This window comes from Clostridium sp. TW13 (assembly GCF_024345225.1).
Taxonomy (GTDB): domain Bacteria; phylum Bacillota; class Clostridia; order Clostridiales; family Clostridiaceae; genus Inconstantimicrobium; species Inconstantimicrobium mannanitabidum.
The window spans coordinates 3,126,118-3,147,789 of sequence record NZ_BROD01000001.1; the positions used below are offsets into that span (position 1 = coordinate 3,126,118).

At 28.3% G+C, this 21,672-nt stretch carries 15 protein-coding genes; all 15 read right to left on the reverse strand.

The window, feature by feature from the left end:
• Positions 1–82 precede the first annotated feature (82 nt).
• On the reverse strand, positions 83–847 hold the full coding sequence (locus tag OCU47_RS14740) for an LptM family lipoprotein (RefSeq protein WP_261829370.1): 765 nt from the start codon (positions 845–847) through the stop codon (positions 83–85).
• Positions 848–1,292: 445 nt separating this feature from the next.
• Positions 1,293–3,572: a sensor domain-containing diguanylate cyclase gene (locus tag OCU47_RS14745; protein ID WP_261829371.1), complete on the reverse strand. Its 2,280-nt coding sequence runs from the start codon at positions 3,570–3,572 to the stop codon at positions 1,293–1,295.
• A 378-nt stretch (positions 3,573–3,950) separates the two neighbouring features.
• Positions 3,951–4,874 carry a GNAT family N-acetyltransferase gene (locus OCU47_RS14750; RefSeq protein ID WP_261829372.1) on the reverse strand — a complete coding sequence of 308 codons (924 nt, stop codon included), beginning with the start codon at positions 4,872–4,874 and terminating at the stop codon, positions 3,951–3,953.
• Between the two features lie 150 nt (positions 4,875–5,024).
• Entirely contained in the window at positions 5,025–5,291 is a 267-nt protein-coding gene (locus tag OCU47_RS14755) for a CD3324 family protein (RefSeq protein ID WP_261829373.1), read from the reverse strand.
• A gap of 355 nt (positions 5,292–5,646) precedes the next feature.
• Positions 5,647–6,318, reverse strand: coding sequence for a hypothetical protein (locus tag OCU47_RS14760; protein ID WP_261829374.1), 672 nt, complete (start codon positions 6,316–6,318; stop codon positions 5,647–5,649).
• Positions 6,319–6,470: 152 nt separating this feature from the next.
• A complete protein-coding gene (locus OCU47_RS14765; protein WP_261829375.1) occupies positions 6,471–7,163 on the reverse strand; it encodes a hypothetical protein in 693 nt (230 codons plus the stop codon).
• A gap of 13 nt (positions 7,164–7,176) precedes the next feature.
• Complete coding sequence (locus OCU47_RS14770; RefSeq protein WP_261829376.1) at positions 7,177–8,481, reverse strand: SPFH domain-containing protein; 1,305 nt, start codon at positions 8,479–8,481, stop codon at positions 7,177–7,179.
• A gap of 242 nt (positions 8,482–8,723) precedes the next feature.
• Positions 8,724–11,432, reverse strand: a complete 2,709-nt coding sequence (locus OCU47_RS14775; RefSeq protein ID WP_261829377.1) for an AAA domain-containing protein — start codon at positions 11,430–11,432, stop codon at positions 8,724–8,726.
• Positions 11,433–11,854: 422 nt separating this feature from the next.
• Positions 11,855–13,267, reverse strand: a complete 1,413-nt coding sequence (locus tag OCU47_RS14780; protein ID WP_261829378.1) for an ApeA N-terminal domain 1-containing protein — start codon at positions 13,265–13,267, stop codon at positions 11,855–11,857.
• A gap of 531 nt (positions 13,268–13,798) precedes the next feature.
• A complete protein-coding gene (locus OCU47_RS14785) occupies positions 13,799–14,611 on the reverse strand; it encodes a hypothetical protein (protein ID WP_261829379.1) in 813 nt (270 codons plus the stop codon).
• 254 nt (positions 14,612–14,865) lie between these two features.
• The gene (locus OCU47_RS14790; RefSeq protein WP_261829380.1) at positions 14,866–16,425 is read right to left on the reverse strand and encodes a hypothetical protein; all 1,560 of its coding nucleotides are present in this window, start codon (positions 16,423–16,425) and stop codon (positions 14,866–14,868) included.
• Between the two features lie 620 nt (positions 16,426–17,045).
• Positions 17,046–17,174, reverse strand: coding sequence for a recombinase family protein (locus OCU47_RS14795; protein WP_309297472.1), 129 nt, complete (start codon positions 17,172–17,174; stop codon positions 17,046–17,048).
• Positions 17,175–17,426: 252 nt separating this feature from the next.
• A complete protein-coding gene (locus OCU47_RS14800) occupies positions 17,427–18,185 on the reverse strand; it encodes a retron system putative HNH endonuclease (protein ID WP_261829381.1) in 759 nt (252 codons plus the stop codon).
• Between the two features lies 1 nt (position 18,186).
• Positions 18,187–19,437, reverse strand: coding sequence for an AAA family ATPase (locus OCU47_RS14805; RefSeq protein WP_261829382.1), 1,251 nt, complete (start codon positions 19,435–19,437; stop codon positions 18,187–18,189).
• A gap of 327 nt (positions 19,438–19,764) precedes the next feature.
• Positions 19,765–21,342, reverse strand: coding sequence for a protein kinase domain-containing protein (locus OCU47_RS14810; protein ID WP_261829383.1), 1,578 nt, complete (start codon positions 21,340–21,342; stop codon positions 19,765–19,767).
• Between the last annotated feature and the right edge of the window lie 330 nt (positions 21,343–21,672).

The following is a 21,672-nucleotide window of genomic DNA, read 5'->3' on the forward strand; positions in this document are numbered from 1 at the left end:
AAGTAATAAAGTCACCTGATTTATTCAAGTGACTTTATTTACGAAAGTATTAATCTAGTTGTAACTATTGCAATCTTTATTATTATCTTGGATAATCTTGATATTGTTGTATACGAATTTTTACCTCTACTGGATTATCCTTATATCTAAACCAATCAAAATCTATTGAGCAATATTTATCATCTGAATCTGACCTTATAGAGTCATAGTTTTTATTTTTTTCAGCTTCTATTGCTTGATTTATTTTTTTTTGTGCTTCCTCTAAATTAATTTTAGGATAAACAACTTTTAATATATTCTTTGCTTTATCATTTAACTCTATTTTTCCATCCTTATCTTCATCACAAAGTGTTAAATTTAGCTCTGAAAATGTTAATTTATCTTTGCTATCATCATTAAAAAACAACCCATACTCAACTCGCTTGATGTATTTATAGGCATCCTCATCGTCATTGTTAATTACTATTGAATACTTTAATTGACTTTGTGTTCCTGCTTTTACAAAGCCATCCGGTGCTGCTCCTTCTGCACCATCTGTACCATATCTAGAATCTAAAAGAGCACATATTTTATCATAATCACTTAGGAAAGTCTTTGTTGTTTTTAATTTAAAATCAAATTGTGCATCATTTTTACCAAAATTACTTGTTACAATTTTCTCTGCATCTAATTTATCCTTTTGTTGCATTCCATCTTTGTTTGTTACTTCTTGTTTGTCTTGCTTGTCTTGTTTTTCTTGTTGAGGTTTCTTAGTTTCTTCTGCATTGGTTTTACTAGCAGCTTTTTGACAACCTGCAAAAGTTACCAACGATAAAACAATCATCAACATAGAAATAATTTTTTTCATTTTAAAATCCCCCTTAAATACTCTGTGTCTATACATTGTCATTATTCATAAACAGCTATATTTCGACCCTTTTTCTGTTGTAATTATATATTTACTTCAAAATCGCCATAATAATACCATTACAAATAATGAACATTTTTACAGTGTACCATATTTCTTCATCTTTTTCAATATTACTCTTCATTAGCTTCATCAGTCTGTGAAACTAATTCAAAGCATTTTCCTAATTGCTCACTTTTATTAAATACTTTTGTATTTCTTTTATTTTCATACATATTTTTATCTGCTATTTTGCAGAGTTCTTCAAAGGTTTCTCCATGATTGGAATAAAAAGCATTCCCAATTCAGATTCCAATTTTCAGCTTAAAATTGCCCTTCTATTAAAAACCAAACAGCCTCATGCTGCAATGGGATGCTACTATTTTTTTGAACTTTATACTAATAATTAATGCTTTTTCATATTTGTCTTTTTCTCATACATCCTTTTATCTGCTATCTTCATCAATTCATCTATATCTTCTGAATCAGTTAAAAATTCTGCTAGTCCATATGCAAACTTAATATTATTTACCTTATAATCAAATTTCAAATCATAATTATTTAGTGTAACTGAAATATTATCTATAAGATTAATAACTTGTTCCCTACTTTTATTAATAAATAGTACAGCAAATTCGTCTCCTCCAATTCTACCCAAAACATCAACTTCATCAATTCCCATGTTAAAAACTTTAGCAAAAGTTTTTAACATTTCATCACCCTTATCATGGCCATATGTATCATTAATAATTTTAAAATCATTCAAATCTATCAATGCTACAATTAAAGGTGAATTATTTGTCTTTGATTCATTAATATTTTTAATAAACATTTCCCTGAAGTAACTTCGCTTACAAACCCCAGTTAAGGAATCATATCTAGACATATACAAAATATTTTCTAGTAATCTAAAATTCTTTAAAGCTATGGCAATATCATAGCATATGTATTTAAGCATATTTTTATCTTCTTCATCAAAATCTTTTTCGTCTTCTGTATTAATCAGAGTTATAAGCCCTGCTACTTCTCCATCAATTCCAATAAAGCAACATAAAACCTGCCCTGGTTCCTTTTTGAATATACTTCTCCAACAATTATACTTGTCTGGTTCTAAAAATGAATTCTCATCTATTTTTTCAATAATCATAGGATTAAACAATCCGTTCTTAATTATTTTATTATATAAATAAACACTATCCAAATCATATGTTATTTTTTTAATTTTCTCAAAGTCATATCCACTACCAGCCTTATAATATAATTTATTATCTTCAACCAATAAAATATTTCCTACTTTTCCTTTGTTAATAACCTTTAGTATTTTATGAAGTAGTACTTTAATAAAATACTCAAATTCACCAGACGATATCATTTCACTACTTATTTGAAGAATTGACTTTGTTATATTATTCATTCTAGAAATTCTACGCTTTTGCTCTTCCAATCTATCATTAATTTCTTCTAATTCCTTTGTTGATTCATCTACAAGCTTTGTAAAGGCTTCAATTATACCGTGTTCTTTTTCCTTTGTAAATTCTTTACTCCTGCATATAGATTTTTCAGTTTTATCAATATAATTTGCTTTTCCTTCTGAAAGTCCTAAAATTGTCATTGATACATTTAGTAATTTATTTGAATTATTAATTGTAAAAAATTCACCATAGGCAAAAAAGCCAGCAGTTGGAGCAATATTATTTAAGTTGCTTAAATTGAAATCAATTTTTTTCTGCATGAAAGTTTTTCTTATAAAGCATGAATATATAAATAGTGCTTGAACATTTTTCCCCAATAATTTATTGCTTATTTCTATAGAATTATCAATTATCATATTAATATTTCCATAACCTAACCTTACTTTATCATTAACTTTAAAATTACCGTAAAAATTTAATGAACCATCATCATTCAATAAGTAAGGTACTTTTCCAATTTCAATTCCATCTTCTACTGCTATTAATGGGAATGGAATGGTAGACATCGGAATATCTTTAACTACTCCTTCTCCAAGATATTTCTTATAAATATCAATAGCTTTTATATTATCTATTGTATAAACTCTATTATTTATTACTTTTGTAATAGTCATTTGCTTTCCAATAGGGGACCAGCCAAAGCTTTGGTCTGTTTGAACATTTAATTGTTCTCCACTTAGTGAAACAATTGCAATGCCATTACTACTAAGTCCATGTTTTGTAAACACAATAGTTTCTTTTAGTTCTCCGTTATCCCCAGCTCTACCACCACAAATAATGACATTACTATTAGCATCCTGTATTCCCTTAAGGATATTATTGCTTTTTACAAGTAACCCTCCAATAAATAGTATTAAAACCTTTGTGTTTTTTTCTACAAATTCTTTTACGATATTTTTACCCAACTCATATTCATCGTTATTACAATTTAAAAGCCTTGATTTTATTTTGCTTTTCTCAAAAACAGTAATAGATATTATTGTACTGTAATCATATGATTTTTTCTTTAATATCTCTCCACCTGTTGTTGTTCCTATTATTTCTGCATGAGGTAATATACATAATATCTCATTTACAACATTCTGAATAAATTCTCTTTCTGGTGTACCAGTAAAAACTTGAACAAATATGTTAGCATATTTAGCTATTTTTTTATTGTGAATAAAAGACTGTAACTCCTGAAAATTATTATATTTAACTCCATATTGTTTCATAAACCCTCCAAATTATACTGGTATTAACATAAACCAATTCTACATTTGAATTAGCCTACTTCCTAATTGCATCAGCTCTAATTAATCTAATAGTATTATACTATAAATCTTATTATTATAGGTTTTAAAATTCACTGCTCTAATTTTCTACATAAAATTTCTAGTATCTTATCATAAAATGGCTCATTTATTTTAATGCTCATATTGTCGTAACCATTTTTGAAATATATCCATCAACTTATGAACCATCCCTAAATTAATAACCATAATTATAAACCCTAAAATTGAGTAAATGATAACTGTACTTAATATAGAAGAATTTTCATATTCAAAAAGTCACGATTGTTTATCGTGACTCTTAATCTACTACTATAAATTTTATAAAAAAGATTTTAAATGCATATCATTTATTGATTTATTTCTAATGAAGCCCATATGCTCATAAATTTCTATTGCTGGGTTACCATTAATAACATATAATCTTGTAGCTGGATATTTAGCGCTTGAGCAACTGATGGAATTCTTAAGTAGGTAACTTCCAACACCTTTTCCTTGATGATCTGGTCTAACAGCAAAACTCATTATTAATGGTAATCCTTCAAACTCCATATGTAAGCATAAACCTACAATTTCGTTAGCTGGCTTATAAAACATTACTTTTGAACTATTATACAAAGTAGAATTATCCTTAATATACTGCATAGCGCTTTCTACATGTTCAACATAGAACTTTTTACTTTCAACAGATTTCATTGCTGGATTAGCCCTGTAAGCTGCCATTATCACTTCTGCCATTTCATATTTATACTCATCAACAATATCTCTCACTTCATACTTTTCAGGAATAATAGGATTAATTTCTTCAGTAGTTCTAATCATCCAAAATCCACTTTCAGTAATTTCACAATTTTTACTTTTATAAAATGGAAGATACTCTTCTATTATTTCTTGAAGGAGTATTTTTTCATCTTTATTTGATATAGTTTTCAAATACTTTAAAAGCTTATCTGCTAAGTATTCATAATCATTATATGGTGGGACAACAAATAAATCAGTCATAAAATTAGGCTTTATAAAAACTCCACCAACAATCTTATTTTCTTTATAAATCAAATATCCTGAATCTATGTATTTTGCTTTCTTAAGCAACTCATTTGGTGAATTTCTGAAATAATAATCTGAATACTTATGTCCATAATAAACAACATGATATTTAGAAAATACCTCTGGTTCTTGGTAGACAATTGTTATGTTATCTCCTAAATCTATAATTTTATCTCTAACTTTCATTTCTGTACTCATTATAAAATCCCCCTGCCTCTCATAATACTCTTACTTTTTATTATATTTTAGGTCACATACTGCCTTAATAAAATATACATTTTTACTATAGTTGTTTTATGCACAAAACCTCTGCAAATAAAAATCTACAGAGGTTTTTATATAATATGATTATTCTTTCATGTACACAATCTTTTTAATAGTATCATAAGAAAGGTTGTACTTATCCATAAGTTCATCAATAGTTTTACCATTTTCTTTATCCAGTCTAATTCTTTTATTTCTATCTAAAATTTCTTGCTTTATGCCAGTCTTACTCCCCCACCCATTTTTTAATCCTTCTGGTTGTGGAATATATAACATCTCTCCAGCAATATATTTTTGAATCTCATTTAGTAGATTTTTTGGTAATACTTCCATGGCATTGATATATTTCATTCTAATTTGCTCCTTCATCTAAAAATAGTTCAGGATGCAAAATCAGACTTATTAACATTTCAAATTAGAATGAATATGGCGATTTTAATTATCTCTATGCAGCTATCGCCATTGTCTATAAGACTGATTCTGCATAGAGCTTTCTAGATGTTATTGCCTTACCTCTAAAATAACTTAAATATAATTTAACCATTCTTAGTTTTTCACCCCCAATATTAGTTGCATCATGCTAGAAAAAATCTTGAAATATAATACCTTAGCTTTTCTTTTATTATTAAATCTAAAATGTAAAAATAAACTTAAAAATATTAAAAAGGCACTATTTCTAGTACCTTATGAAATTAATATTAAATACCTACTCTAACAGTGATCCACAATACTCACATTCACAAACTTGTCCTCTAACAACTTTATTATTTCCACCACAACTTTTACAAACAACTACTTTTACTTGTAATTCATTAGCAGTCCCATCCATTTGAACATTACTAGTAAAGTCATTTTGTTTTGTTTTCTTGTTTGTTAGAACAATTTCTCTATTAGAAACATCAATATATGCACCTTCAAAATATCCATTATCAATCATTTTTTGCAAATCTTTAACAGCCTCTTCATAACTAATAGGCACTGCTGCTGCTATATTATCAATAGATGTTTGATTATTATTTATAATAATTGCTATATACTTTTTCAACTTTTCTGCGTTAATTTTCATCTTCTTAGCAGCATATATCATAACTGCACCACCACCGCCAAAAAACACAAGTGCCACCATTAATTCTCCTGTAGTTGACGAACCATCTTCTGTCTTTAGATTTCCTGTAAGAATCATAAGAACAGATATCACTGATAGTGCTACAAATACCCACCCTAAAATATTAAATGTCTTACTGTTTTTTAGTGTTGCTGACTTATCTATTGATATCTTTCTGTATAAAAGAATTAAGCCTACTGGCCAAAAAAATATCAATAGTAGTATAATTGTTTTCCATGATGTTGAATTGTTCTCTTGTACACTATTTGCCATAATTATCTCCCCTTAACTAATTTAAATTCATAATATTGATATTTACCAAAGTTCCTTTTTCTATTTTATTTATTACCCAAAAACTTTTACATGTTAAAGTAATATACTCATGCTTAGGCACATTGCTTGTATTGTCTTGAAGTACATTGGTTTTATGCTCGTCCAAACCTTGCATTCTTGACTTCAATTTTCCGTTTATTTATCAGCATAAACGTACTCTCTAATAGTTTTAAGACTTCACTTTCATCATCTTCTTTAAGTAAAACTAATTCTAACTTTGCTAAATTACAATCAATTTCATAATCGCATGGCACCCAAATCGATATATCAGTAAACCTCAAATCCTCCGCAATCTTTGCTAACTGTGTTTTATATTTATCATTACTTGGATCTTGACTTAATAAATTAAATTTGTCCACAATTGAACTAAGTTTTACTGCTACATTAATCACTTCATCACTACTCTCTTTAATTCTTACAGAAGTTTTGTAGAAAACAACAAATAAAATTGTAGCAATACCAAATAGCACAACTTGAATTGCTGCAAGTAGCTTCACTGATTCTTGTACTGAAATAATATAATACACAGAAACTATCATTGAAATTATTGAGTATATTAATAGCACACCTCCACACCCAGCACGGATAACTATTTGTGATGCTTTAGTCGCAAGATATTCAAGCATTGTAAGACCACAAAATAATATTATCTCTACAAATAATAAAAAGATTAAACTTATCCAAGTGGCTGCTACTCTATCTTTAGTTATCATAAAGAATATAAAAATTGTAAGTATAAATACAATTATTCCACATAGCCGAAATATTTTACCTCTTTTATTCATATACTACACTTCCTTACTTGAGGTTCTCACCACATTCTGGACAGAATTTAGGATTACCTTCAATAACAGTTTCACATTTAGGGCATCTTTTTGTTAATGCTTGTCCGCACTCTTGGCAGAACTTCGCGCCCTTTTGAATATCAGCACCACAGTTTGAACACTTTTGAAGCTTTTCATAACCACATTGTATACATTTAGTAACGCCTTCAGCTAAATCAGCTCCGCAGTTTGGACATGGATTGTACTTATTCCCACACTCTGGACAAAATTTAAACTTTCCAGTTAATTCACATCCACATTTACTACAAAGAATTTTACCCATTTTGGACCCTTTTCTTATCTCTTCTGTATCAAAACCACATGAACCACAGAAACGCTGCCTTGCATCAATCTGCGAATGACATTTAGGGCACTCTTTTGTTTCTACTGATTTCCCTGTATTCATTTCAGTTGTTATCCCACTCAAAGTTCCACCAACTGCACCACCTAATCCGACACCCATACCCAATCCAATTCCAGCTCCAATAAAAGGTGCTGAAGAAGAACTTGTATTCTTAGCTGCTCCCTCTAATGTGTCAAAAGAACGCTCTTGCTGATAGCTATACCCAAGAATATTCATTTCTGCTCTCTTAGCTAATGCTTCTTTTAATTTAATAACTGCTGAATCATCTTCTGGTACACTAATATCATTAACGTAGAAATTAACAAGTTGGATACCATAATCTTTCATAGTTGGCTCAATACGTTCTTTCATATAATTTGAAAGTTCATCTATGTATGCATTAATTTCAAGAACACTTATTTCCTTTTTGACTAAGTATGATGAAATAGCATCTTTAACTTTTGTTATGTAAAGCCCTCTAAAGTATTTAACTATATTCGTTTTATCGAATATTGGCAATGTACCCACAAGCTTAATTAAAAACTTTTTAGAATCTTCAATTTGAATACCAAACATACCATTGGACCTAACAGGAGTAAAAAGTCCATATTTAGGATCTTGAATTTGTATAGGTGAAGCTGTCCCCCATTTTATATCTAATGAATAAGCTTTATTAATATACCAAACCTCTGCTGTAAATGGAGAACGTCCTCCAAATGGCAGATTAACTATTTTATTAAGCAACGGAATATTATCTGTATCTAGTGTATGACGACCACTCTGAAATACATCAAGTGCTTTTCCACCTTTAAATAATATTGCTTCTTGCGATTCATTAACTATTAACTGTGACCATGTCCCTAACTCTTCACTTGGATATTTCCATGCAAATGTATCAGGACCCCCATTATATTTGATTACTTCTATAATAGCCATAATGTCCCCCTTTGATTATTAATCAGTAGATTCCATAACTCATAATAACCCTTTTTGTATTTTAATTACTAATCATATTAATACTACCACCGTTTAATTTAAAACACAATATTACATAATTTTATAACTGTATATAATTGATTTACTTACAAACCATAAAATCCTAGACAATACTACAGTAATCTTGCCTAGGATTTAAATTGTTGAGATGAAGTACTTTTAAACTCCACTACTATCTTTTATTATACTATCCCCAAAAGCTTATCATACAATTTCTTTTCTTCTCCACTTTCATTTGTTTTTATTCGAAGTATAGGAATGTTGTATTTTGCTAATATTTCATCCTTCATCTTATCTCGTTCAAGTTGTTTTGGATTATTGGCATGAAAAGCATATCCATCTACTTCAACTACCAATGCAGGCATTTTGTCTATCTTATTAAAAATTAGAAAGTCTGTGTGAGTTAAGCTGTTCATTACAAATTTATATTCTTTCTCATTTAACTTTGAAGTGTCTCTAATCAACATTTTAAGTGGCTGATGAAGGACCTTATCAAAGCACTTAAATTTCTCATCTTCTAATACTTTTTCTATTACTGAATTCATTAAGTTCTCAGAAGCAAACTCAGAAACCTCTTTATTGTCCTTAAGCACTTCTAGTAATTTTTCAGAATAACTGCTGTAAAGCAAGTCAAACACAGAGTATATATTGCTATTAATAACTTCAAAGTTATTATACTCAATGTATCTTATCAAATCTCCAATATTTCTATCTTTGCTTTCTATGTCACTATCAGATACCACAAGAATCAACTTATTCTTTGCACGTGACACTGCCACATTTATAAGATTAGGATCATCAATAAAGTCGTCAGCTTCATTGGCTACTGTGCTTAGAATGATAGTATCCTTTTCTCTTCCTTGATACTTATGAACTGTCTTAATTTCTATATTCTTATCCTGAATTGCATTCTCAAGTTCAGCTACCTGCTTCTTGTAAGGCGAAGCTATACCTATGGATTCCTTTGAATCTAGCTTTGGAAGAACCTCTTGCAGGATTACATCTATCTGCCTTTGATTATATTTATTTCTGGCGTGATTTCCCTTAACTGTTTTATATACAACTAAAGGAACATCACCCTCCTTATTATCAGTTAAGATTACTAACTGATCATCATAAAACTTCTTATTACAAAAATCTATAATCTTTGGATGACATCTATAATGCTCCTTAAGTAAGACTCTTGGTACATTTGGATATAAGCTGATTATAGAAGAAAGTAAGCTATTTTTTGAATAGTTATAAGCCGACTTTAAATTATATTGACTAAAAATATTATTGCTTATGCTCTCAACCTCTTTAGGCACAACATTAGGCAATTGCTTTAAATCTCCAACCACCACAACATTCTTTGCACAAGAAAATGCCAAAGCTCCAGTCACAATATCAACCTGAGAAGCTTCATCTATGATTACATAATCAAATAAATAATTTTCACTTGCACAACTTCTCAAGGAATGAGTAGTACTAAGGATTACAGGGTATTCTTTTATAAAGGCTTGAAAATTCTTAAACAAATCTTCCTTAGAGAATATTTCCCTGCTTCCTATTGATGAATACTTTCTAGCTAAAGTTGCCTTAAGCAAAATCATTGATTTTTCACTATATATTTTCATCTCCTCCTCAAAGGTATGCCTATATAGTGTTTTCTCTAGATGTTCTATCTCATTTTTTAACTCTTTCATTCTAAGCTCATAGTACAACTCTGTAAGATAGTCAGCTATATCCTGTGAAGCATTCTTATAAAACTTAAAGCTAAATATTCCATACTTAATTAAAATCTTAATCTTGTGTCTGGTATATACATCACCATGCCTTTTTATAATCAAGCTATAATCAACCAAGAATGACATAACCTTTGCTGAATTATGCTTGAATATTGCACGATATGGCTTTATCACGCTCTTATCAAAACTTCTGTATTGATTAAAATACTCTACCTCAATATCTAAGCTTGAAAGCTCTTGCTTAAGCTTTGCCATATAATTTTGCTTCTCCAGCATTTGTTCTAAAGTTTTCTGAGAAAGTAACAGCTCATTTTTGATTTTCTCGTAATCCTCATACTCAAGCTTCCATTGATTAAAATCTGGATAAGAGCCGCTTTGTTCCTCAAAAAAAGTCTTCTTGTTATTCTTATTGCCTAAGTACGCTGCTATGAAATCCACCTCATACTTTTTAAGCTTCTCCAAAACATTTGCTGTAGCTGAATTATTATTTGACACCACTGCAACAGTTTTATCGTTAAGAATAGCATTAGCAATTATGTTCAATATGGTTTGAGTTTTACCAGTACCAGGAGGCCCCTCTATAACACTGATTTCATTGGTCAAAGCATTTTCAGTAGCAACCTTCTGACTAAGATTAAACCCAAATGGAAATATAATTTGTTTACTGCACTCTCTCTTCTTAATTTCTCTCGGGTTAATATAATTAGCCAAAACACTCCTAGGACTAATAATCTTTATCTTATCGTATTGAGACTTTAAAAAGGACTCCTCCATGTTAGCTGAAATGTTGATTTTCTCCGCCAAAGTCTTTAAATACTCAAAGCAGTTTTTTGATGCTTTATTCTCTAGGCATGTCTTTTCTATAGTTATTTCAGATTCATGATACAACTTTTTATAACCAGTCTTGAAGATTAGTCTATAATAATCCTCAAACCTTAGTATCTTTATAATTCCTGATACACATTGCTCTTTATCATATATCACTGTAGTTTCTGGATTAAGTTCCTCTGTATTTTCTAAGAATTTCACATTTGTATATCCGTATGTATAAGTTTTGCCGCTCTTAAAACTAACATCATACCCTGAATTATTGTACTTACAATCTGTAACATTCTCAGTTTCATCTTTATCTTTAAGTAGGATAAGATACTTCTCAATGTCCAATTTTTATTCTCCTCTTTGCTTTTGGAATATGATTATATTTTAGCATATTGTGAGAATTGTATGTTGAAGAGTTTTTGGTATTGAAAAAGCCACGATTTTTTATCGTGACTTCAATAACTTCTTATATATTTTTACTTTTAAAAGCAATTTCAATATCAACGTCTATAAATCACACTTATTTATGGCAAGGTTCTCCGTAGCACCTATAAGTTAGTTTTTTACTACTTTATTCTTCTGTATACATTCTACATAAACATCGTATAATTCTAAAGTAATATTTATTGGTCTTGATGTTTAAATTAAAAGCAAATAAAAAGATGCTCAATCCCCAAAAGATTAACATCTTTCTTTGTTTATATTCATCTAAAACAAAATAAATATTCTAAGTATTTCTTAGTGTTGATGAACTAAGCATTTCATATTTATTTATTGTTTCCATTTTCATTTGAACGTTTAATAATCGAAAGAGTTTCAGAAATCCTTCCCCATCTCTCATTTAATTTTTCTATCATCTTTAATGTAACAGAAAAACCTAATTCTATCAAAATGTAATATTCTAGCATGTAAAGTAAACTTCTATTATATATAGATAGTTCACTTTCTGTTAAAATTCTACCTCTTTCTTTAATTGATTCATCATAGTGTATATAATAATTTCTAGTATTAGCAATAACATTGGGAAAATCATAATATTTAATATCTCCTGTATCGAAATGTATTTGAAATTCAGCTAATAATAAATCTGCCAGTCTACTTTCTAATGTAATGAACTTATAAGAATTTGCCATCAAGAAAGTTATATCCCTTTGAACCGATTCTTTAGGTCTATCCTTTAAAATTACTGTTTTTATTCTTTTTCTAAATTCATTTAAATTATTTGTTTTAAAGCGAGAATGATATGTTTCTAATGCTTGAACTATATTTAAGAAAACTCGTCTACTAGAAATTGTTTTAGAGTGTATGATTTCTAAATATAATTCTATCACAGGTTCAAAAAGCTCATACTTAAAAAAATACTTTGAAAAACTATCGTTATCAATTAATTCGGAAAGATTAATCCATTTCCTGATTTCTACATAATCATCTTTGCTCTCCTCGTTATTTAAATCACAACTAATAATTTCAATTGGTCTTTCTACTTTATCTTTATCATAAATATCATAAATGTTACTTGAACACCCTATTAATTTGCTTGTATATATATTTCTTAATGTAGAAAGTTCAATTAATCTTTTTATCTTATTAAATAATTCTACAAACTTGTCAATAGATTCTTCATTTTTAAATGTAATCTCTATATTACCACTTTGATCTAGAACTATCTTTTCTTTTAAAACGTCAGAAGAAACAACTGGCAAAGTACTGCTTTCTACCCAATATTCAACAATAAATTCATCATTTCTATAAACTTCTTTTTTTACATCATCATTATGTGACAATTCAAAATCATCACTAATTTTATATGCAGAAATTCCTCCCCATGCCAATATATTCCTCACTCTAAAATTTAATCTAATCAGTTCTAGATTTTTATCCTCTTTTCCTCCTACACCTTTAAACAAATATTTAGAACCGTAAGTATAAACACTTCTCCCTTCCGATATATTCTTACTCATCCTTTGTCTTTTACAATTCATTAGTGAAAATTTAAATCCTGTACTAAGCTCTCCTGCTAAGAAATCGATATTAATAGGTAAAGCCAAAAAACTTGCTAATGCTTTTTTTATACTGATATCTATTAATATACCACCTTCATTTTCATTTATATAAAGATCACATCTATAATCTTGTTCATTGAAGTATACCTTACCACTTCCTATATAATCTAATTCCATTTTTACACCTCAACCTTTTTCTACATTTGTTTGCTTTTGCTAACTATATTATATATTCCCACGGGTCATATACCCTAATAGCATTATAACATATTCTGTAAATACATTCTTACTTATGATACGATGTTTTCAGTGAAAAAACAACCTTAAACAAGTTATATCAATACCTAAGAGTAAAAACTGCATTTACTTATGGTACACTTCATTATAATTAATCATAAATCCAAACAAGTAAAAAAATCCACGACATCTCTGTCGTGGATTTCAATAGTTGAGGCGAAGCATGGCAGGCAAAATCCACAATTCACACCATAATTACGCTCTGGTTTATTAATCAGAGCCAATAGCAAACATATTCCTTATTTAGTTATACTCAGTAATTTATCAAAACCTCCTTTTGATGAACATCCAGCATATCCACCCTTTAAATTCATTTTTCATATCTATTTATTTCTTTATCAGCAAATTTATTTAACCAAATTAAACTTATATTTAGCCAGTCTTTCTTGTTTTATCTTTTGAGAAATCTTCCTATTTATTTGGAATTTTCACCTCATTATACTCTACACAAAGAAATTTACAAAATTGAATAAATTTGATTTTAAATAAAACTTTATACTGCTCCTTCCTAACAGCTCCATCTTCATCACAATATTCAATTGAAATATATAATACTGGTGGTTTTAATGGTAAATTGTTTTTAATATTTTCATATACGCTAGCCATTTTTGAAAATTCTTGCTCTTCAAAATTTATAAAATATGAAGTATTAAATAAACAACTAACAATTACTCCATTAATAGTTTGATTAAGTGGTAATCTAACCCTTTCACCTGATTCTAAAATTGGGATTTTATATGATTGTATTAATAAATCATCAAGTGTTTTATTCTCATAGTTCTCTAAAAGTAATGATTCAGATATCCAAAACATATTTTTAGTAGTCAATAAACACTCTTCTTTTTTTAGATTGAATTCTATATTTACATCCTTTGCAAATGAATATCCAACATTAATAATATTAATATTCATCTCATCAACTAATTGTTGTAAATATCCATTTCTATAATTAATTATATTTTTGTATGAATTAATCTCCGAATAGACTTCAGGATTAAAGATTCTACATTCTCTTTTTTCTGCTTTAATTGCTAATTTGGGTATCCTTCTTTCGTTTACAGTAATATTTACATTGTTACTATTTATGTTGTTGCTTATTGAAAAATTCTTCTTCTTTGTATTTAATATATTTCTAACTAGTGTGCCCATACCAATTATAACTATAATTCCAATTCCACTAAAAATCCACTCTTTATTATCAATTAAGTAATCTAATATTTTCAAAATATATTAACTCTCCAAATCTAAATAAAATTCTTCCTATTATCTATTGCAGTATATTTTCTTCTTATTTCCAACGTAAATATAATTGAACTTTTTAGATAATTTTAACATTAAATTTTATTTATGACTATTATTTACGATACGGTATTTTCATACACATAACCCGCCTTAATCATGTATTATCAATAGTTGAGGCTAAAAACCGCACTTATTTGTGATACGGTTCACCGTATCAGTAGCAAGTGAGGTTTTTATTATTTAATTAGTTTAAAGCTATACTGTGGTATAATTATTTCATATCCAAAAAGAGAAAATTCTATATATTCTTTTCTTTCTTCAAAATTCATCATTTTATTTTTATCATTTAATAAAATTCTCACTAACTCCATTCCATTATTATTATTCATCAACTCAATGTAATGATTTATTAGAAGTATATGAGTTGGTAAATTATTATTTATTCCTGTTCCTATAGAATAATTAGTTAATATAAAATAATCTATTTTATTTGGTATAATCATATCGTATTCATGGCCAAAATACTCACTTAAAATAGATTCTAATTTACTATTAACATATTTTTTAGCTTCTTCTACTTGTTTGTAAGCCTTTTCTAACATGTTATCTAAATTATTAATATCTCGTGTAGATTCTACTGGAATTTTGTACTTTAACTCTATAACTTGCAAATGATTAACTTCAGAATCATAAACTAACAAATCCATACCCGGAATATTTTTTTTAGATTTATCAATACCATACCCAATTAAATACCTTTCATTTATACCATCCTTTATTTTTTCCCTTTCTTCTTCTTCAAAATTATTTTGAGCAAAATCAAAATTTGAAGATTCTTTTTTGGCTAATAATCTCATTGCATTTGCTTCTGGTCTTGAAAGATTAAAAATTCCTTCCGATACAATTAGCTTATTGTTTGAAATAGGGACAAAATAAGATAAAGATACATCACTATTTTTATCTGAAAATTTATATGTAAAGAAATTTATTATACTTTCTATTTTCTTATGTTTTATTTTAGTCCTGTTTACTAGTGTTTGTATCCATTCGCTCTTTTGTAAACATAATAAACCTGAATCACCTGGCAATATAATATTTACTCTATATTTATAATTACTTAAAATTTTCTCAGCAAAAAGTTTTGTTAACTCACTAGAAAAAATCCTATAATCCTCCAAATTAAATCCATCAAACTCCATACTAAATGAGCAATTAAAATCTAATTGATGTGCATAGCTCATAACTTCCGTTAAATTGCGCTTATCAATATTTGAGTTGTTCATCATTTCTTTCAATTTAGCGTCATCAATCATTCTACAAACAGTGTCATAGAACAGATGAATCTTATATGTTTCTTCATTTCTATAGTTGAAATTTAATCTTCTGTCAACTCTATTATAGATAACCTTCTTTCTTGTATTCATTTCCCACATATCATGAAATTTTTCATATAAATATGCGTTACCCATTAAATTATATATATCATCAGCAACAATTTCTTTCTTGTTAATAATTGATTTACTTTCACAGAAAATTGAACACCATCTAAATATCCATTTAAGAGATTCTTGTATAAATGAAATTGTATCTATATTAGTTAAACTTATATTACAAACTCTTCTTATCCCCTCCTGTTGTTCATAATCTCCTTTAGTATCTAGAAAACTATTGAGAACTCCAAACTTCTCTATCACACTTAAAACTGCGTCTTCAGTTGATAGTTTAAATAACTTATTCTCTTTTATCTCATACTCTATATTTTGCTTTATATTATATAGCTCTTCATAATGGTTCAAAATATCTCCCCCTTAAACTCATATACCTTTCACATTCTAAGAAATTATCTATATTTATAAGTTAATTTTATTTTTGTAACATAATTATAACATTTTAACTTATATAGTAATATCTAAATTCAATACATTTAATCCAACTTTTCTTAAAATATAAGAAGAAGGAGTACCCATTACAGATACTCCTTCTTATTTACCTAAATATTCTATTAAACTATCATTTATTTTTAATTTTATTGAGTTAATATTTCTTAGCTCTTCCAGTGTTATTTCTGAAATTATCATGTGTAACAACTTCTTCTTTTGCTCTCTTGTAATGTTACTGCTTAAGACTCTACTAAAATTCTCTAGTATGCTCTTAATGAATTCATACGGTATTTGCTCACTTACATCATCTGATAATGTTATTATTAATGAAGCTTTGTGTTCTTCAAGCTCTCTAACAATATCATTTAATTCTTCTTTTCTAATTAAAAATTCATCCTTAGTTATAATTTCATCTTCATAAGCTTCAAATATCTTCTTTTTCTTCTTATCTAATTTTTCTAATTCTTTATCGATTTTCTCTAGCTGCTTCTTGGCTGGATTTATCTTATTAGCTCTTTCCTTGTTTACATTAGCAACTATAGCGTTAATATATCTTTTATTGAACCTATGGAAACCATATTACCTTTTTTAGACTTATAATCAAATTTATTAAGGTTGCTTGTTATTGCTTTATAACCTTTACCATTGGCATATTCATTATAAATAAACCTAACCGCTTCTGCTTCGAACTGTTAGAGCTTTTAATTTTTTCAGCAAAGAGAAAGGGCTTAAACCTTCGGTATGGCTGATATTGAGTTAGGTGTATAGATAGCTGTTTTTGTCAAATCCTACTTAAAATAATATTTATTGTGTTTAGAACTTCGTTACTTTTTTCATCTCTAGACATATACTCCAATTTTAGTAAAAACCCCATTTACTTATGATACGGTTCTCCGTAACACCTTTAAGTGAGGTTTTTAATCATTATTTATATTATTTAGTATTTTCTTCGCTTCTAAATACTCTTGACTTTTCTCTAAAAATCTCTTGCTAAATAATGAGTATTTTTCACTTTTATCTCCTAACTCTTCAATTGTTTCAATAGATTCTTTGAGTTTACGTATTTTATTGGATTTAATTCTATCGGTAGATGCTTGTTCAATTTCTTTTAAACACTGTGATAATTTTTGCTGATACTCAGATAATCTAACTAATAGGTCTGCCCTTGCTTTCAATAATCTAGTTCCATTTAAGCTACATACATCTATTGTTAATAATGCTTTTTCATAATACTCTGTTTCCTGTTTTGCTACCATATTAATTAAACTAAAATCTATATACTTTTCAGTATCATCAATTGATGGGTTTAATATTGGCTCTTTAATTGTATCATGATTAGATTTTGAATCATTACATTTTCTACAAATAGGTAATAAATTATTCCACTCAAATGTAAGCTTATGATATAAAGATTTAGGAGCAAAATGTTCTACCTCTAGATTTCCTCCTTCTGAAGGTATACACTCGCAAAATGCACATTTTCTACAACTTGCTTTTGCCAACTCATCTTGTATGTCTTTCAACCTATAATACTTTAATAAATTTTCTTTCTCAGCTTTAGGAATTTTTGAATATGAACCATATTTATTCACAGCATCATCCAAATTTTTTGTCCACTCACTACAATTATCTTTTAATACACTTGGTGGTTCAGCTGACTTATTTATTCTAATCATATTAATCCTCCAACTGTAATTCTGCTAATTTTATTTTGAATACTGAAATTATTGTATCAGATGGATGCGCTACTTCTTCAAGATTTTGTATTATCTCCTTTAGTCTAGAAATATTTTTTTCTTCAATATTCTTCATACCTTCACTAATCAAGACTTCATATACTTTATTAGATAAACTTTTTACCCCCATTACATCCTCCAATATTTGGTCAGTATTCCATCCACTATAATTTCTATTATTATTAGTTACATTTATAACATCACTATCAATCCTATCTAAAATTATTATTTCACCCTCACTCGCAGTAGCTATCATATGTGGTGAATGAGTTGTGACTATAAACTGTATATTAGGAAATATAGTTTGCAAAGAACTCTTTAATGTTAATTGCCACTCTGGATGTAAATGTACATCTAATTCATCAATTATTACAGTTCCTTTAGCATTCTTTACTATCATGTCATCTCCAGTATTAGTTCTTTCTATCCATTCAAAAATACTTAAAACAATTGATAATACCGATTGAAAACCAGATGATAACTCTTCTAAATAACAAATTCTATCATTAACTTTAAATTTAGGTTCTAATTCTCTTTCGATTGAGACAAATTCAAAATCTACATTAGATGGACCTAATTTACTCAAATTAAAAATTAACCACTCCCAGTTTTGCTTTTCTATAATTGCCCAATCCTTATCAATTTGAAAATATCTATTAATCATCCATTGTTTAACATTTGGTAAAATCCCACCATTCAAATTATGCGCTGCATTTCCTATATATTCCTGTCTAGAGTCGTTAAGATTTATTTCTCTTCTCATTCCTTCAATAGCTTTATATTCTATTCTCCTAAATGCGCCTAAAACCATTGGACAAAAATTAACTTTATTTATATCAAAGCGATAATATGTATTCCTCACTCCATCACTAGGTGGTTGTATCAAAGTGTTTATATCTGGATTACTTCTATATAAATTTTTGATATTACAATATTGTCTATTCGGGACTACTCCTATTCTATCTACTTCATCATTTTGCAATATATCTATCCAAGTTTCAAAACTTTCTTCGTATCTTGAATCCTCCTGCGAACTTCCAGAATAAGACAAAATTATAGCTCTTAGCAATGATGTTTTTCCACATCCATTTTTGCCAACTATAAAATTAAATCCTTTATTAAACTCTACATCTAATTCATTAAAACACCTAAATCCTTTTACATGCAACTTTTTGATATAACTATTACTCATAAATATCCCCCTTATTTATCTATATCTCAACTAAATTAAATTATATAACATAATTTAATTTTATCATACACTTCCATTTTAAAACTATATAATATTCTATTTCCAGTAGTTTATGATGCAGTATTTTCACACATAAAAATAGCCTTAAGCAAGTCGTATCAATGCTTAAGACTATAAACCTCATTTACTTATGATACGGTTCATTATGAGCAATCCTAAATTCATTGGTTGAGGCGATACATGACCTTTAAAATCCACACACCATTTCTCAACAATTAATACACTTCTATAGTCACTAACTCCTGATTACTTCTTTTATTATCTAAATCATCTATATTCATAACCTTCGTGATAAGATAATTCTGAACGAATATGTCCATCAATTGATGAGTTATTTTTTAAGCTATTAGAAGCTGACTTTATACTATATCTGCCCACATTTGATGCCACGTATTCTATAATCTTAGCAGCCTCAATGTTTATTTCATCATTCGCATTTTTTCTTTCATTAATTAGTTCAATAGCCCAGTATGCTACAACATCATAATCATCCCACTTATGATGCCTTGCTTGCATTGTACTTGATATATTTCGTATCTCTCTTAGAGCAACTTCAAACGATATGCTTATTATACTAACAAATGTACAACAAATTCTCTGTCCTATTTCTACAACTAAATTCCACATCAGAACACCTTCAGTATCCTTATTCAAAAGACTAACAAGTTGAACAACATCAAACTTTTTTGTTTCATTATATTGAACTAATATCGTTTTAAGTATTTCATCTGGAGACTCATATTTTAATCTTTCACATATACTAACTATATCTTCATACATTTGTTCAATGCTCTCATATCTATTTTCAGGGTTTGATGCAGTGGCTTTGTATATGACTGAAGAGTATTTATGCGGAGTTCCTGACATATCTTCATTCACTACATAATCGATTGTTTTTGCTAAAGAAAACATATCTGTTATAAAGTTACCATCTTTCAATGCAAACAGCTGTAATGGATCCGTGAACCATGCTCGTCCAACCATATGAGTTGAAGTTGTTTGATGAGAATACCTGCTTGATATATCTTTTGCTAATCCAAAATCAGTAACAACCCATTCGTTAGAATAATTTCTTAAGATATTACCTGGATGAAAGTCTCTATGTTTAATCCCTTTACTATGGAGATATTTCATGCATTCAGCGCATCTAATTATAATCTCATCTTTTTCAGCTTCCGATAAATTATTTGTTTTTATATAATCTTCCAATGAAATACTCGCTTTCTCCATAGAGTAAACTAGTGATTTTGAATCATAATCAAATACTTTAATCGTATAACCGCTATCATTTTCCTTTTCCATTATATCAAATTCTCTTTTAAATCTATGCACTGAACCTACATCTGCTTTTTCAACAGTATTTAATACTTTGTAAACCACTGCCCTATCTTCTGAGGAATTGTAAACTGTACAAAAACCACCTTCACCCATTTTATCATATTGTTTAAAAGCAACACTTTTAATAAAAATCTTACTGTTATCTATTCCAAACTCTTGATTTCTAATACTCCATAATGAGTTTAAGGTTGTAATAATTTTATCCTTCAGTAAAAAGATATTATATCCAGCTTCTGTTAACTCATATATTCTATTTTCTATATATTTATTAAAATAAAAGTCTATAAATAGAACCAATTTATCGTCCATAGCCAGTTGTATTAAAAATTCAATAAATACTTCTAACCTGTATTCTTGTTTATCTAAAATTGATGTATCAAACTGCATCTCATAACAACATTCATATAATGCAGTTTCATCAATTACAATCAACTCTGGCAAAATAAGATTTCCTGTACCAGAGAATAATTTTGCTATATTTATCAAATCACCCTTATTATAATCCATTGTATTTCACATCCTTTAATCATCTCTCTTGACATAAATTAATTCAATATTATATTCTAACTCCTCCGGTATCTGTACGATAGTTTTGTTTACAATATTTATAATATCTTCAATTTTTAATGGTATTATTTACACATTATATCATTTTTTCTTATGTATAGAAATGTATTTCTATAATTGATTGTTATTTTATAATCATTTGAATTACTATTAAATCCACGACATCTCTATCGTGGATTTCACTGGTGGAGGCAAAGTGCAACCTTTGAAATCCACTAAATTCAAAAAATCTGCATTTTGATCTATTACTATCCAAATATCTTCAAATAT

Coding starts and splice junctions, on each gene's coding strand:
- OCU47_RS14740 (WP_261829370.1), bottom strand. CDS start 847: ATGAAAAAAATTATTTCTATGTTGATGATTGTTTTATCGTTGGTAACT.
- OCU47_RS14745 (WP_261829371.1), bottom strand. CDS start 3,572: ATGAAACAATATGGAGTTAAATATAATAATTTTCAGGAGTTACAGTCT.
- OCU47_RS14750 (WP_261829372.1), bottom strand. CDS start 4,874: ATGAGTACAGAAATGAAAGTTAGAGATAAAATTATAGATTTAGGAGAT.
- OCU47_RS14755 (WP_261829373.1), bottom strand. CDS start 5,291: ATGAAATATATCAATGCCATGGAAGTATTACCAAAAAATCTACTAAAT.
- OCU47_RS14760 (WP_261829374.1), bottom strand. CDS start 6,318: ATGGCAAATAGTGTACAAGAGAACAATTCAACATCATGGAAAACAATT.
- OCU47_RS14765 (WP_261829375.1), bottom strand. CDS start 7,163: ATGAATAAAAGAGGTAAAATATTTCGGCTATGTGGAATAATTGTATTT.
- OCU47_RS14770 (WP_261829376.1), bottom strand. CDS start 8,481: ATGGCTATTATAGAAGTAATCAAATATAATGGGGGTCCTGATACATTT.
- OCU47_RS14780 (WP_261829378.1), bottom strand. CDS start 13,267: ATGGAATTAGATTATATAGGAAGTGGTAAGGTATACTTCAATGAACAA.
- OCU47_RS14800 (WP_261829381.1), bottom strand. CDS start 18,185: ATGATTAGAATAAATAAGTCAGCTGAACCACCAAGTGTATTAAAAGAT.
- OCU47_RS14805 (WP_261829382.1), bottom strand. CDS start 19,437: ATGAGTAATAGTTATATCAAAAAGTTGCATGTAAAAGGATTTAGGTGT.
- OCU47_RS14810 (WP_261829383.1), bottom strand. CDS start 21,342: ATGGATTATAATAAGGGTGATTTGATAAATATAGCAAAATTATTCTCT.